This is a genomic window from Cellulomonas sp. H30R-01 (assembly GCF_010119915.1).
GTDB classification, from domain to species: domain Bacteria; phylum Actinomycetota; class Actinomycetes; order Actinomycetales; family Cellulomonadaceae; genus Cellulomonas; species Cellulomonas algicola.
Window position 1 is genome coordinate 1,812,833 of the sequence record NZ_CP048210.1, and the last position, 14,160, is coordinate 1,826,992.

Sequence of the window (14,160 nt, forward strand, 5' to 3'; positions counted from 1 at the left end):
CGCACATGACCGGCACAGCCGCCTCCCAGACTCCGCCCGCACCTCCCTCGTCCGCGGTCTGCCCGGGTCCGCTCGGCCCGCTCCTGGGTCCGCCACCGCCGCCGGGACCGTTCGGGCGGGCGCTGTCGGCGTTCCGCTGGGACGGGCGGGGCGCGGCGCCGCTGCCCGTGCTCGCCGTCGTGGCCGGGGTGGGCGTCGCGGTCGCCGTGATGGTCGTCGGTCACCAGCCCGGGCTGGGCGTGGCGCTCGGCGGGCTGGTGGCGTGGGCGGCGGCGGTGCCCGCCCTCGTGCGTCGTCGGTCGCTCGTCGACGCGGCCTTCGCGGTGCTGTCGGTGCTGCTGGTCGGCGTCGTCGCGGTGCGGGACGCGCCGTGGGTGGTCGCGCTGTGCGTGCTGACGGCCGCGTGGGCGGCCACGGCGGCGCTCACGGGGGCGCGCGCGACGCCCGCGGTGGTGGCGGCGCCGCTGAGCTGGCTGGCCGGGGTCGTGCGCGCGCTGCCGTGGCTGCGGCACGGCGCAGGCGACGCGGTCGGGTCACGGCGTCAGCAGGTGCTGCGCGTGGGTCGCGCCGTCGCGCTCGCCGCGGTCGTCGTCGTGGTCTTCGGTGCGCTGTTCGCGAGCGCGGACCGCGTGTTCGCGAGCCTGCTGCCACGGTTCGACCTCGGTGCGCTGCCCGAGCAGGTCGTCGTGGCGCTCCTGGTGGCGGTCGCGGCCGCGGCGAACGCGCAGCTCGCGGCGCACCCGCCGGGCTGGTCGACGCTGCGGCCCGGCCCCCGGCGGCCCGCGGGCGTCGTCGAGTGGGCGATCCCGGTCGTCGCGCTCGACCTCGTGGTGGTCGCGTTCGTGACGGTGCAGGCGACCGCGCTCGCCGGGGGTCACCGGCACGTGCTCGAGACCGCGGGCCTCACGTACGCGCAGTACGCACGGCAGGGGTTCGCGCAGCTCGTCGTCGCGACGGCGCTCACGCTCGTCGTCGTCGCCGTCGCCGCACGGCACGCGCCGCGGGCGACCAGCAGCGAGCGGGCGGTCGTCCGCGCCGGGCTCGGCGTGCTGTGCGTGGGGACGCTCGGGGTCGTGGCGTCGGCGCTCGTGCGCATGAACCTGTACGTCGACGCGTTCGGGCTCACGCGGCTGCGCCTGTGGGTGGCGCTCGCCGAGGCCGTCATGGGCGCGGTGCTCGTGCTGGTCCTCCTCGCGGGGGTGCGGTGGCGGGCCGGCTGGCTGCCGACGGCGGTGCTCGGGGTCGTGGGCGCGGCCGTCCTCGTGCTCGCGGCGGTCGACCCGGACGCGCAGATCGTGCGGCACAACACGAGCGCGGACCTCGACGTGCCCCTCGACATCCGCTACCTGCAGGGCCTGTCGGCCGACGCGGTGCCCGCGGTCGACGCGCTCGACGAGCCGCTGCGCTCGTGCGTGCTGGACGGCATGTCGCTGCGCGAGGCGGAGAGCGGCTTCGGCTGGAACCTCGGGCGCGCCCGGGCCGCGTCCGTCGTCGACGAGCGGGCGGTGCCCACGTCGTGGCCTCCCGCATCGTGCGACGGCGTCGACGTGAGGTGGTGAGGGTGCGCGCGAGCGCCTGACGTGCCGACCGCGCAGCGCGGGCGAGCATCGGTCCGGGGTCAGCAGACGTGGTTCGGCCGGCGCGGTCGTCGCCCTCGTCGTCGTCGCCGCGGCGGCATGCTCGTCACCCGCGCAGGTGCGGGACGGCGTGGTCGAGCACCTGACGCTCCCGGACTTCTGGAACCGGGCCCTGCAGAACTGGCAGTCCGAGTTCCTCGCGGTGCTGTCGATGGTCGTGCTGTCGATCTACCTGCGCGAGCGCGGGTCGCCGGAGTCGAAGCCGGTCGGGGCGTCGCACGACGCGATCGGCGTCGAGGGCTGACGGCCGCCCGCCTCACAGCAGGCGGCGGCTGTCCTCCCGCACGACGCGCAGCCACCGGTACCCGTACGCGTCGAGCGGCACGGTGACGCGGCCACGGTCGTCGCACGTCCACTCCTGCGCGTGCAGCAGGTCGACGAGCCGCACCGCCGGGCCGCCGTCGTCGTCCGGGACGCAGTCGGGAAGGTCGAGCGGGACCTCGACGGCCTCGTCGCCCAGGTTGTGGAGGGCGACCGTCGACCCGTCCTGCCACGTGCAGCGGTGCGCGAGGACGGCGGCGTGCGGCTGGTCGAGGATCTCGACCTCGGTCGCCCAGCCGAGCTCGGGGCTCTCGCGGTACCGGCGCACGAGCGTCTGGACGAACGTGAGCAGCGACCCGGGGTCGCGCCGCTGGTCGGCGACGTTGACGTGCTCGGGCCCGTACCCGCCCTCGACGACGGGTCCGCTCAGCCGCGACGCGCGCGCCCGGGAGAAGCCGCCGTTGCGCTCGGACGTCCACTGCATGGGCGTGCGGACCGCCATCCGGCCCTCGGCGGCGAGGTTCTCCCCCATGCCGATCTCCTCGCCGTAGAACAGCACGGGCGTGCCCGGTAGCGAGAAGAGCAGCGAGTACACCATGCGCACGCGGCGCGGGTCGCCGTCGAGCATCGTGGGCAGCCGGCGCCGCAGGCCGCGGCCGTAGAGCTGCATGTCGGGGTCGGGACCGAACGCCTCGAACACCTCGGCACGCTCGTCGTCGGACAGCTTGTCGAGCGTCAGCTCGTCGTGGTTGCGCACGAACGTCGCCCACTGGGCGTCGCGCGGGATCGGCGGTCGCGAGGCCAGCGTCGTCGCGACCGGTGCGGCGTCGCGGCGCGCCAGCGCCAGGTAGAGCTGCTGCATGAGGACGAAGTCGAACTGCAGCGTGAGCTCGTCGCCGTCGGCGAGCCCGTCGCCGTCGTCGTCCCCGAAGAACTGCCGCTGCTGCTCGTAGGGCAGGTTGACCTCGCCCATGAGGATCGCGTCGCCCGTGCGCCGCGTGAGGAACGCGCGCAGCGACTTCAGGAAGTCGTGCGGGTGCTCGATGTCGTCACCCTTGCCCTTCGCGGCGTCGGCCAGGAAGAACGGCACGGCGTCGACGCGGAAACCGGACAGCCCGACCTCCGCCCAGTAGCCGACGACCTTGGCGATCGCGTCGCGGACCCGGGGGTTGGCGGTGTTGAGGTCCGGCTGGTGCCGGTAGAACCGGTGCCGGTAGTACTCGCCGGTCTTCTCGTCGAGCGTCCAGATGCCCGTCTCCTGGTCGGGGAACACGACCTGGTCCGAGGTGTCCGGCGGCTTCGTCGCGCTCCACACGTAGAAGTCGCGGAACGGCGAGTCGACGCTGCTGCGCGCCGAGCGGAACCACGGGTGCCGGTCGCTCGTGTGGTTGACGACGAGGTCGGCGATGACGCGGATGCCGCGGTCGCGCGCTGTGCGGATGAGCTCGACCAGGTCGCCGGCGTCGCCCAGCCGCGGGTCGACACCGAAGAAGTCGATGATGTCGTAGCCGTCGTCGCGGTCGGCCGTCGGGTAGAAGGGCATGAGCCACAGGCACGTCACGCCGAGGTCGGCGAGGTGGTCGATGCGCTGCACCAGACCCGGCAGGTCGCCGACGCCGTCGTCGTTCCAGTCCATGTACGTCTCGACGTCGAGGCAGTAGACGACCGCGTTCTTCCACCACAGGTCGCCGGTGTCGCGGATCCTCACGCGGTCACCTCCCGCAGCTGCGGGACGAGGTGCTCGCCCGCCATGTCGAGGAACGCGCGCAGGTTCCTGTCGGCGGGCGTGGACGTCGGCTCGGCCGCGGGGTGCTTGTCGTGGCCGGGCTTCTCGTCCGTCGCGACCTGGTGCAGGTACACGGCGTCGAAGCCGAGCGCGACGAGCGCGGCGACGCGGTCGCGCAGCCGGGCCGGGTCGTGCTCGACGAGCACCGAGCGCCGGACCAGGTCGTCGGTCAGATTGGGGACGAGCGCGTCGAACGACTCGGGGGTGTCGAGGTCCCACGCGACGGGCGGGCCGACGACGTTGGCGGTCCACTGCTCGCGCGCGAGCGCGAACGCGGCGTCTTCGTCGGGCGCCCACGCGACGTGCACCTGGAGCGCGATCGTGCCGCGCCCACCGGCCGAGCGGTACGCGTCGACGACCTCGCGCAGCACCGCCGGGTCCTGGTTGACGGTGACGAGCCCGTCGGCCCAGTCCGCGTGCCGGGCGGCGGTCGCCGGGGTGACCGCGGGGCCGATCAGCAGCGGGCGCTCCGCGGGAAGCGTCCACAGGCGCGCGCGGTCGACGCGCACGAGGCCGTCGTGCGTGACCTCCTCGCCGTCGAGCAGCGCGCGGATCACGTCGACGCACTCGCGCAGCCGCGCGTCGCGCTCGGCCTTCGAGGGCCAGCGGTCGCCCGTGATGTGCTCGTTGACGTTCTCGCCCGAGCCGAGCGCGACCCAGAAGCGCCCCGGGAACATCGCGCCGAGCGTCGCGACCGCCTGTGCGACCACCGCGGGGTGGTACCGCTGGCCCGGCGCGTTGACGACACCGAACGGGAGGTCGGTGGTCGCGAGCGCGGCCCCGAGCCACGTCCACGCGTAGCCGGAGTGGCCCTGGGTGGCGCTCCAGGGCGCCCAGTGGTCGGAGCACATGCCCGCGTCGAAGCCGACGTCCTGGGCGTGCCGGGCGGCCTCGAGGAGCGCGCGCGGGTGGATCTGCTCGTGCGAGTGGTGGAAGCCGACGACGGTCATGGTGACCGTTCCTACCGGCTGGGGCGGCGTCCCGCGCGGCGAGCGGCCGCGGGTGCGCGGCTCGCCGGGCGACACGCGGCCCGACGGTCGGCCCGCGCCGCCGGCGTCAGCGGGAGCCGGCTCCGGCGGACGCGGCGACGGGCGCGGGCACGACGCCGTTCTCGCGGACGGGCCGGTTGGCGGCGGCCGTCGGGAGCGGGCCGAGCGTGACGACGGTCGTGGTCGGCGCGGGCGTGGCGGCGGCCGTGCGACGGCGCCAGGGCAGCCCGCGTCGGGGCGTGCGCGCAGGGCGCTCAGCGGTGAGGTCGCCGTGCGTCGCGGCCTGGAGCGCGACGAGCCCGGCGGTCGGGTGACCGGTCACACCGGCGCCGACAGCGGCGAGGAAGGTGAGGTTCATGGCGGGGTCCTTCCGTGGATGGGAACGCTTCCATCCTACGGACAGCGCTTGCCGCATTCATGGGACGAAAGGCTCGCGGCGGGCGATTCGGACGTCGCGCTCGTCACACGTCGGCGGCCGCAGGCACCTCGGCGGCCCGCGGGCGCGCCAGGACCGTCGTCAGCGCGAGCAGGACGACCGCGGCGATCGCGACGCCGAGCACGTACCCGGGCGTCAGCGGCATGCCGAGCGCGATCGCCAGCGCCGCACCCGACGCGATGACCACGCGCACGAACGTGCGCTGCTCGTCGAGCCACACCCCGACCGGCCCCGTCGTCACACCCCGCCGCTCCCCCGCGCCGCGCAGCCACGCCACCGACCGCGTCCACGACGAGCGCAGACCCACCGCCGCGGCGCTGCGTCCGGACACGAAGGCGACCACCGCGACGACCAGTCCCAGCACGAGGCCCGACCGCAGCGCGACCCGCAGCAGCGACACCACCTGGTCGTAGACGACGACCGCCGCGTCGGGCCGCTGCACCGCGGGTGGCAGCGCGTTGGCGTACACCGTGCGCCCGACGGTCAGCACGACGCCGAGCAGCAGCATCGCGCCCGCGAGCGTCAGGCCCGCGACGACGAGCGCCCTCGAGCGGTGCTGCGCGAGGAGCACCCCGCCCGCGAGCAGCAGCACGACGACCCACGGCAGCCACGTGCCGAGCACGTCCAGCCAGCCGTACGCGTTCTGCAGCCGCACCAGGTCGGCGCTCTGCACGAGCGGGAAGCTCGCGTTGATCGTCGGGAGCCGGTCCACGATCGTGAAGCCGCGCTCGGACAGCGCCGACTTCACGGCCTCGATCACCGTCGTGAGGTCGACGGTGAGCGTGCCCTGCGCGTTGATCGACGCGATCGCGTCGGGGTCGCCCCGCATGACGGCGACGAGCTGCTCGTGCGCCGTGCGGTTCGCCTCGGTCCACGCGGCGTCGAAGGCGTCCGACGTCACGAGCCGCTCGACGGCCTGGTGCACGAAGCTCGTCGCCGCGCTGACAAGCGGCCCCTGCAGCGAGTCGACCGCGGTCGCGAGCCGCGGCGGCAGCCCGAGCTCGGCGACCGCCGACGTCGCATCCGCGGCCAGCCGCTCCAGGTCGATCGCGTCGACGATCGCCCCCGTCACCCGGTTCGTCACCGCCTGCTGGATCTGCGGCTCGTCGACGAGCGGCGCGACCGTCGCGAGGTACCGGTCGGTGTCGGTCACCAGCCCACGGGCCCACGTGGCCACCACGGCCACGGGGGCGAGCAGCGCCGCGACCACGACGAGCACGACCGAGGCGGTCACGCGTCCGGGACGTCGCCGTCGGCGCGGTACGGCCGGTGCGACCGACGCGTCGGGCGGGTACGACGGCGGCGCGGCCCGGAGCCGGGCGTTCTCCTCCTCGAGCGCTGCGAGCCGCGCCCGCAACGCCGTGAGCTCGTCCGTCCCGTCCCCGTCCGCGGCCTGCGGCACACCCTGACCGGCCATCGCCCCTCCTCGACATGCCCGATTCGTCCCGCTGGTCCTGAGCATGGCAGCGCCGCAGGTCAGCGCGCGACCCCTGGCGCGGTACGGTGCCCCCCGAGCGCTCCACGCGCGACCGTCGGCCGCACGTCCCGTGCACGTCGTCCCCGGAGGGACCGATGCCCAGACCGCCCGTCCCCGCTCACGACGCGGTCGCCCGCGACCCCCGCAAGCCGCCCGCCTGGCTGCCGCGTGCGCTGCTCATGGCCGGGGTGGCCGTGTTCCTCGGCCTGTTCACGTGGCGGGCGCTGTCGCTGCTCGGCTCCGTGATCACCATCGTCGTGATCTCGTGGTTCGTGTCCCTCGCGATGGAGCCGCTCATCCGGTGGCTCGTCGCGCACCGCGTCCGGCGCACGCGCGCCACCGGCATCGTCATGGTCGGCGGGATCCTCGTGATCCTCGTGATCGCCGCGCTGTTCGGCGGGCTGTTCGTCGCGCAGGTCGTCGAGCTCGTCGAGTCGCTGCCGAGCTACTACGAGCAGCTCACGAGCTGGCTCGACACGTCGTTCGGTGTCCAGCTCCCCGAGTCGGACGAGGTCATCGCCAACGTCGGCGAGAACTGGCAGTCGTTCGCACCCGGCATCATCGGCGTCGGCGCGTCCATCATCGGCGGCCTCTTCACGCTCACGTCGATCCTGCTGGTCGTCTACTACATGGCCAGCGCGGGGCCGAAGTTCCGCGCCGCCGTCCTGCGGCTGTTCGCGCCCAACCGCCAGCGCGAGATCCTGCGGCTCTGGGAGGTCTCCCAGGAGAAGGTCGCCGACTTCATCAACTCCCGCATCGTGCTCGCCGCGCTCTGCACGGTGTTCACGTGGATCTTCCTGCTGGTGCTCGGCATCCCGTACTCGCTGCCGCTCGCCGCGTTCACCGGCGTCGTCTCGCAGTTCGTCCCCACCGTCGGCACCTACATCGGCGGTGCCCTGCCCGTGGCCGTCGCGCTCGCCGTCGACCCCCTCAAGGGCCTCGCGGTGCTGGCGTTCATCATCGCGTACCAGCAGGTCGAGAACCTGATCTTCTCCCCCAAGGTGTCCGCGCGGTCGCTCGAGCTGAACCCCGCGGTCTCCTTCCTCGCCGTCATCGCGTTCGGTGCGGTGTTCGGCCCCATCGGGGCGTTCCTCGCGCTGCCCGTCGCCGCGACCATCCAGGCCGTGTCCTCGACCTACATCCGCCGGCACGAGCTCGTCGACGCCGCGATCCTCGAGGAGGACGCGGAGGCGCTGCGCGCGCGGGAGTGGCACGACGTCGACGAGGACTCGCCCGCGTCGGTCACGCCGCCCGTCGACCCGCACGACGCAGCCCCGCCCGGGGCCGGCGCGACCGACACCGGGACGACCGACACCGACGGGACCGCGGCGCGTCAGCCGTAGAAGACCCGCTCGACGACCGCCCGTGCACGCCGGGCGGTCCGCAGGTAGTCCTCCTCGAGGTCCGCACCGCCGCCCGCGGGGTACCCCGCGACGCGCGCGACCCCCCCGAGCGCCTGCCGGTCGTGCGGCAGGACGTCGGCGTGCGCACCCTCGGCGCGGCCGGTCCACAGCACGTTCGCGTCCCGCAGGCGCGACGCGAGCTCCCACGCCTCGACCAGGACGCGCGTGTCGCCCTCGGCGAGCAGGCCCGCGTCACGCGCCGCCGCCAGGGCGTCGAGCGTCGACGTCGTGCGCAGGCCGGGCACCTCGTGCGCGTGCTGGAGCTGCAGCAGCTGCGCGGTCCACTCGACGTCGGCGATGCCGCCGCGCCCGAGCTTGAGGTGCCGGGCCGGGTCGACCCCGCGCGGCAGGCGCTCCGCCTCGACGCGGGCCTTGATCCGCCGGACCTCGCGCACCGTCGCCTGGTCGAGGCCGCCGGCGGGGTAGCGCAGGGGCGCGATCAGCGCGACGAACCGCTCCCCCAGCTCCGTGTCGCCCGCGACGGGTCGGGCGCGCAGCAGCGCCTGGCTCTCCCAGGGCGACGACCAGCGGTCGTAGTACTCGGCGTAGGCGTCGAACGACCGCACGAGCGGACCGTTGCGTCCCTCCGGTCGCAGGTCGGCGTCGACCGCGAGCGTCGGCTCCGGCCCCACCGAGCCGAGCAGGGACCGCAGCTGCGTCGCGACGGACAGCGCGAACTCCTGCGCGACGGCCGCGTCGGCCCCGGGCAGCGGGTCGTGCACGAACAGCACGTCCGCGTCCGACGAGTAGCCCATCTCACCGCCGCCGAGCCGGCCCATCGCGACGACCAGCATCCGCGTCGGGTTCTCGTCGAGCCCGAGCGCGACACGCGCCTCCCACTCGGCGACGCGCAGCGTCCCCGACAGCACCACGTCGGCCGCGCGGGTCAGGCTCCGTGACGCCCGGACGCTCGTGAGGACGTCGAGCACGTCGGCCGCGGCCGTGCGCGCGAGCTCGCGCCGGCGCAGCCCGCGCAGGGCGAGGGCCGCGGGCACGGGCTCGTCCGCACGCGTGAGGACCGCGTCGGCCTCGGCCGCGAGGCGCTCCGCCGTGCGCGGCTCGAGCTCGGCGTCGTCGGCCAGCCACATGACCGACTCCGGCGACCGGGACAGCGCGTCCGCGACGTACCGGGACGTCGACAGGACGTGCGCGAGGCGCTGCGCCACGGTGCCCGAGTCCCGGAGCAGCTTGAGGTACCAGTGCGTCGTCCCGAGGTCGTCCGAGAGGCGGCGGAACGCGAGCAGGCCGCCGTCGGGGTCGGCGCCGTCGGCGAACCAGCCGAGCATGACGGGCAGCAGCTGGCGCTGGATCGACGCGCGCCGCGACACGCCCTCCGTGAGCGCCGCGATGTGCCGCAGCGCACCGGCCGGGTCGCGGTAGCCGATCGCCGCGAGGCGTGCGCGGGCCGCGTCCGGCGCCAGGCTCGCCTCCTCGGTCGACAGCTGCGCGGTCGCGGGCAGCAGCGGGCGGTAGAAGAGCTCCTCGTGCAGGTGCCGCACGTCGCGCCGCACCGAGCGCCACCGTTCGAGCAGGCCCTGCGCGCCCTCCGCGCGCAGCCCGACCGACCGCGCGAGCCGCTGCAGGTCGGCGTCGGCGGTCGGCAGCAGGTGCGTGCGGCTGAGCCGGTGCATCTGGATGCGGTGCTCGACGAGCCGCAGCCACCGGTAGCAGACCGCGAGGCGCGCGGCGTGCTCCCGCCCGACGTAGCCGCCCGCCGCGAGGGCCGCGAGCGCCGTGAGCGTGCTGGGGCTGCGGATCGAGTCGTCGGCGCGGCCGTGCACGAGCTGCAGGAGCTGGACGGTGAACTCGACGTCCCGCAGGCCGCCGACGCCGAGCTTGAGCTGACGGTCGGCCTCCGCGGCGGGCACGTACTGCTCGACGCGGCGACGCATCGCCTGCGCGTCCTCGACGAAGTTCTCGCGCTGCACGGCCGCCCAGACGAACGGCTGCACCATCGCCGCGTACTCGCGCCCCAGGTCGGGGTCGCCCGCGAGCGGCCGCGCCTTGAGCAGCGCCTGGAACTCCCACGTCTTGGCCCACCGCTCGTAGTACGCGCGGTGGCTCGCGATCGTCCGGACCAGCGGGCCGTCCTTGCCCTCGGGACGCAGCGCGGCGTCGACGGGCCACAGCGCGGGCTCGCCCGACGCGGTCGAGCAGACGCGTGCGAGGCCGGCGGCCAGCCGGGCACCCGCCGCGAGCGCCTCGGCCTCGTCGACACCGTCGACGGGCTCGGCGACGTAGATGACGTCGACGTCGCTCACGTAGTTGAGCTCGCGTCCGCCGGTCTTGCCCATGCCGATGACGGCGAGCCGGACGCCTGCGCCGTGGTCGTCCAGGTCGCGGCGCGCGACCGCGAGCGCGCCCTCGAGGGCCGCCGCGGCGAGGTCCGCGAGCGCCGCGGCGACGCCGGGCAGGCGGGACAGCGGGTCGGTGGCCGTCATGTCGGCGGCCGCGATCCGCAGCAGCCGGGTCCGGTACGCGCGCCGCAGCGCGTCGGTCCCGCCCGGGTCGGTCGCGACGGGGACGGCCGCGTCGGGGTCGGCGCCGACCGCGCGCAGCAGCTCGGCGCGCACGGCACCGACGGGCACGCCGAGCGCGGGCTCGTCGTCGACCAGGACACGCAGGTTCTCGGGGTGCGCGACGAGGGTGTCGCCCAGCGCCACCGACGCACCGGCGACGCCGAGCAGCCGGTCGCGGGGCGCACCACCGTCGAGCACGACGGCACGCAGCAGTCCGCCGAGCTCCGCGTCACCGCGCACGGCGCCGGCGAGCTTGGCGAGCGTGAGCAGCGCCTGGTCCGGGTCGGCGAGGTCGCGCAGCTCTCCCGCCAGGACGTCGGCGCCCCCGGGCACGACCTCCTGCAGGGCGGCGTCCTCGAGCAGGCGCTGCGCGCGCGCCACGTCGGCGACCCCCGCGCGTGTGAGCCGTCCCGCGAGGCTGCCGCTGCGTCCGTCGACCGTCACGACGGCGCCCGTCCGCCGGCGCGCACCGTCGCCTCCACGGCGACGTGCGCAATCGTGAGCGAGGTCATGAGCGAGGTCATGAGCGCCGTCGTGCGCGCCGTCACAGGACCGGCAGGAACCGCCGCAGCTCGTACGGCGTGACCTGCGCGCGGTACTCGTCCCACTCCTGGCGCTTGTTGCGCAGGAAGTAGTCGAAGACGTGCTCGCCCAGCGTCTCGGCGACGAGCTCCGACTTCTCCATCACCGCGATGGCGGCGTCGAGGGACTGCGGCAGCGGGTCGATGCCGAGCGCGCGGCGCTCCGCGTCGGTGAGCTCCCACACGTCGTCCTCGGCGCCCTCGGGGAGCTCGTAGCCCTCCTCGATGCCCTTGAGGCCGGCGGCGAGGATGACCGCGAACGCGAGGTACGGGTTGGTCGCGGAGTCGACCGCGCGGTACTCGATGCGGCTCGAGTTGCCCTTGCCCGGCTTGTACAGCGGGACGCGGACGAGCGCCGAGCGGTTGTTGTGCCCCCAGCAGACGTAGCTCGGCGCCTCCGCGCCGCCCCACAGCCGCTTGTAGGAGTTGACGAACTGGTTGGTCACCGCGGTGATCTCGGCGGCGTGCTTGAGCAGGCCCGCGATGAACGACCGCGCGGTCTTCGAGAGCTCGAGGTGCCCGCCCGGCTCGTGGAACGCGTTGCGGTCGCCCTCGAACAGCGACAGGTGCGTGTGCATGCCCGAGCCCGGCTGGTCCGACAGCGGCTTCGGCATGAAGGACGCGAACACGCCCTGCTCGAGCGCGACCTCCTTGACGACCGTGCGGAACGTCATGATGTTGTCCGCCGTGGTCAGGGCGTCGGCGTAGCGCAGGTCGATCTCGTTCTGGCCCGGCCCGGCCTCGTGGTGCGAGAACTCGACCGAGATGCCCATGGACTCGAGCATCGTGATCGCGGCGCGGCGGAAGTCGTGCGCGGTGCCGCGCGGCACGTGGTCGAAGTACCCGCCCTGGTCGACCGGCACGAGCGCCTGGGTCGGGTCCGCGGGCGCCTCGAACAGGTAGAACTCGACCTCGGGGTGCGTGTAGAAGGTGAACCCCTGGTCGCTCGCGCGGGACAGTGCGCGCTTGAGCACGTGCCGGGAGTCCGCGAGCGACGGCGCGCCGTCGGGCGTCAGCAGGTCGCAGAACATGCGGGCGGTGCCGTGCCGCTCGCCGCGCCAGGGCAGCACCTGGAACGTCGACGGGTCGGGGCGGGCGATCATGTCCGCCTCGTAGACGCGCGTGAGGCCCTCGATCGCGCTGCCGTCGAAGCCGATCCCCTCCGAGAACGCGTTCTCGAGCTCGGCCGGCGCGACCGCGACGGACTTGAGGATCCCGAGCACGTCGGTGAACCAGAGGCGGATGAAGCGGATGTCCCGCTCCTCGACCGTGCGGAGCACGAACTCCTGCTGCCTGTCCATGGCGTACATCCTGCCCGATGCGAGGGCCGTCCGGCCGCCATCCCCACGTCGACGTGGCGGGCGGTCGTCGTGGCGGTGACTAGGCTCGACGCCATGACGAGGCCGCGTATCGCCCTGGCCCAGATCGACACCTGCGTCGGGGACGTCGACGGCAACGCCTCCGCGGTCGTGACGTGGGCCCGCAAGGCCGCGGACGCGGGCGCCGACCTCGTCGTCTTCCCCGAGATGACGCTCACCGGGTACCCGATCGAGGACCTCGCGCTGCGTGCCTCGTTCCGCCGCGGAGCCGAGGCGGCGCTCGAGCGGACGGCCGCGGAGCTCGTCGACGCCGGGCTCGGGGACCTCGCGGTGCTCGTGGGGACCGTCGGGGAGCACGGCGCGGGCGACTCCGCCGCACCCGACGACCGCGGGCTGCCCACCAACCAGGCGGTGCTCCTGCGGCACGGGAAGGTGCAGACCCGCTACGACAAGCACCACCTGCCGAACTACGGGGTGTTCGACGAGTTCCGCATCTTCGCGCCGGGCGACGAGACGTGCGTGGTCGACGTCGCGGACGCGCGCGTCGGCGTCGTCATCTGCGAGGACATCTGGCAGGACGGCGGTCCCGTCGCGCAGATGGACGAGAACGACGTCGACCTGCTCGTCGTCCTCAACGGCTCGCCCTACGAGGAGGGCAAGGGGCACGTCCGCGTCGAGCTGGCGGCCCGACGCGCCCGCGAGGTCGACGCGCCCGTCGCGTACGTCAACCTCGTCGGCGGCCAGGACGACCTCGTGTTCGACGGCGGGTCGTTCGTCGTCGGCGTCGACGGGACGGTGCTCGCGAGCGCGCCGCAGTTCGTCGAGCACCTGCTGGTGTGGGACCTGCCCGAGCGCGGTGCCGCGCCCGAGCCCGGACCGCTGGCCGCACCCCTCGAGGCCGACGAGGAGGTGTACCGGGCCATCGTCACCGGGCTCGCCGGGTACGTCCGCAAGAACGGGTTCCGGTCGGTGCTGCTGGGCGTGTCGGGGGGCATCGACTCCGCGCTGACTGCCGCGATCGCCGCGGACGCGATCGGCGGGGAGCACGTCGTCGGCGTCTCGATGCCGTCGTCCTTCTCCTCCGAGCACAGCAAGGACGACGCGGCCGACCTCGCGCGGCGGATCGGCGCCGACTACCGCGTGCAGCCGATCGCCTCGGTCGTCGACGCGTTCCAGGAGCACCTCGCGCTCGAGGGCGTCGCGGAGGAGAACCTGCAGGCGCGCGTGCGCGGCGTCCTGCTCATGGCGATCTCGAACCGCGAGGGGCACCTCGTCATCGCGCCCGGCAACAAGTCGGAGCTCGCGACGGGCTACGCGACGATCTACGACGCGGGCAGCATCGGCGGCTTCGCCCCGCTCAAGGACGTCGACAAGTCCCGCGTCTGGGCCCTCGCGCGCTGGCGCAACGCGTACGCCGCCGCGCGGGGCGAGACGCCGCCGATCCCCGAGTCGTCGATCACCAAGCCGCCGTCCGCCGAGCTGCGGCCCGGGCAGACCGACCAGGACTCGCTGCCGCCCTACGACCTGCTCGACGAGGTGCTCGACGCGTACGTCGAGCACGCCGAAGGACGCGCCGAGCTGCTGACCCGCGGGTTCGACCCGGCCGTCGTCGACAAGGTCGTCACGCTCGTCGACCGCGCGGAGTGGAAGCGACGGCAGTACCCCCTCGGCCCCAAGGTGACCGCGCTCGCGTTCGGGCGCGACCGGCGCCTGCCCGTGACGTCCCGGTGGCGCGAGCCCTGAGGCGTCACC

At 74.5% G+C, this 14,160-nt stretch carries 9 protein-coding genes and 1 pseudogene; 4 read left to right on the top strand and 6 right to left on the bottom strand.

Annotation, left to right across the window (positions count from 1 at the left end; genetic code table 11):
• The first annotated feature begins 5 nt into the window (after positions 1–5).
• Positions 6–1,559, top strand: coding sequence for a DUF4173 domain-containing protein (locus GXP71_RS08045; protein WP_162352234.1), 1,554 nt, complete (start codon positions 6–8; stop codon positions 1,557–1,559).
• Positions 1,560–1,716: 157 nt separating this feature from the next.
• Positions 1,717–1,881, top strand: a pseudogene (locus GXP71_RS08050) (DUF6766 family protein); the annotation flags it as partial.
• Positions 1,882–1,893: 12 nt separating this feature from the next.
• Here GXP71_RS08050 and GXP71_RS08055 read toward each other — a convergent pair.
• The 4 genes from GXP71_RS08055 to GXP71_RS08070 form a co-directional block, all read right to left on the bottom strand.
• Positions 1,894–3,606 (bottom strand): alpha-amylase family protein, encoded by a 1,713-nt coding sequence (locus GXP71_RS08055; protein ID WP_162352235.1) that lies wholly within the window; start codon positions 3,604–3,606, stop codon positions 1,894–1,896.
• Positions 3,603–4,634 (bottom strand): TIGR03885 family FMN-dependent LLM class oxidoreductase, encoded by a 1,032-nt coding sequence (locus GXP71_RS08060; RefSeq protein WP_162352236.1) that lies wholly within the window; start codon positions 4,632–4,634, stop codon positions 3,603–3,605. The genes GXP71_RS08055 and GXP71_RS08060 overlap by 4 nt, the downstream gene beginning before the upstream one ends.
• Positions 4,635–4,740: 106 nt before the next feature.
• Positions 4,741–5,031 carry a hypothetical protein gene (locus GXP71_RS08065; RefSeq protein WP_162352237.1) on the bottom strand — a complete coding sequence of 97 codons (291 nt, stop codon included), beginning with the start codon at positions 5,029–5,031 and terminating at the stop codon, positions 4,741–4,743.
• Positions 5,032–5,134: 103 nt separating this feature from the next.
• A complete protein-coding gene (locus GXP71_RS08070; RefSeq protein WP_162352238.1) occupies positions 5,135–6,526 on the bottom strand; it encodes a hypothetical protein in 1,392 nt (463 codons plus the stop codon).
• Between the two features lie 155 nt (positions 6,527–6,681).
• Here GXP71_RS08070 and GXP71_RS08075 point away from each other — a divergent pair, with 155 nt between their 5' ends.
• Positions 6,682–7,929: an AI-2E family transporter gene (locus GXP71_RS08075; protein WP_162352239.1), complete on the top strand. Its 1,248-nt coding sequence runs from the start codon at positions 6,682–6,684 to the stop codon at positions 7,927–7,929.
• Here the strand turns inward: GXP71_RS08075 and GXP71_RS08080 are convergent.
• Both GXP71_RS08080 and GXP71_RS08085 read right to left on the bottom strand, forming a co-directional pair.
• The gene (locus GXP71_RS08080) at positions 7,920–10,952 is read right to left on the bottom strand and encodes a bifunctional [glutamine synthetase] adenylyltransferase/[glutamine synthetase]-adenylyl-L-tyrosine phosphorylase (RefSeq protein WP_162352240.1); all 3,033 of its coding nucleotides are present in this window, start codon (positions 10,950–10,952) and stop codon (positions 7,920–7,922) included. The two genes, GXP71_RS08075 and GXP71_RS08080, sit on opposite strands and share 10 nt — an antisense overlap.
• A 100-nt stretch (positions 10,953–11,052) precedes the next feature.
• Positions 11,053–12,390 carry a glutamine synthetase family protein gene (locus GXP71_RS08085; RefSeq protein WP_124344329.1) on the bottom strand — a complete coding sequence of 446 codons (1,338 nt, stop codon included), beginning with the start codon at positions 12,388–12,390 and terminating at the stop codon, positions 11,053–11,055.
• Positions 12,391–12,483: 93 nt separating this feature from the next.
• On the opposite strand from GXP71_RS08085, the gene GXP71_RS08090 reads away from it, so the two are divergent.
• Entirely contained in the window at positions 12,484–14,151 is a 1,668-nt protein-coding gene (locus GXP71_RS08090) for an NAD+ synthase (protein WP_162352241.1), read from the top strand.
• Positions 14,152–14,160: the final 9 nt, after the last annotated feature.

Bases quoted from the DNA above. Each gene is read 5' to 3' on its own strand.
- GXP71_RS08075 (WP_162352239.1), top strand. From the start codon at position 6,682: ATGCCCAGACCGCCCGTCCCCGCTCACGACGCGGTCGCCCGCGACCCC.
- GXP71_RS08085 (WP_124344329.1), bottom strand. From the start codon at position 12,390: ATGGACAGGCAGCAGGAGTTCGTGCTCCGCACGGTCGAGGAGCGGGAC.
- GXP71_RS08045 (WP_162352234.1), top strand. From the start codon at position 6: ATGACCGGCACAGCCGCCTCCCAGACTCCGCCCGCACCTCCCTCGTCC.
- GXP71_RS08070 (WP_162352238.1), bottom strand. From the start codon at position 6,526: ATGGCCGGTCAGGGTGTGCCGCAGGCCGCGGACGGGGACGGGACGGAC.
- GXP71_RS08065 (WP_162352237.1), bottom strand. From the start codon at position 5,031: ATGAACCTCACCTTCCTCGCCGCTGTCGGCGCCGGTGTGACCGGTCAC.
- GXP71_RS08060 (WP_162352236.1), bottom strand. From the start codon at position 4,634: ATGACCGTCGTCGGCTTCCACCACTCGCACGAGCAGATCCACCCGCGC.
- GXP71_RS08090 (WP_162352241.1), top strand. From the start codon at position 12,484: ATGACGAGGCCGCGTATCGCCCTGGCCCAGATCGACACCTGCGTCGGG.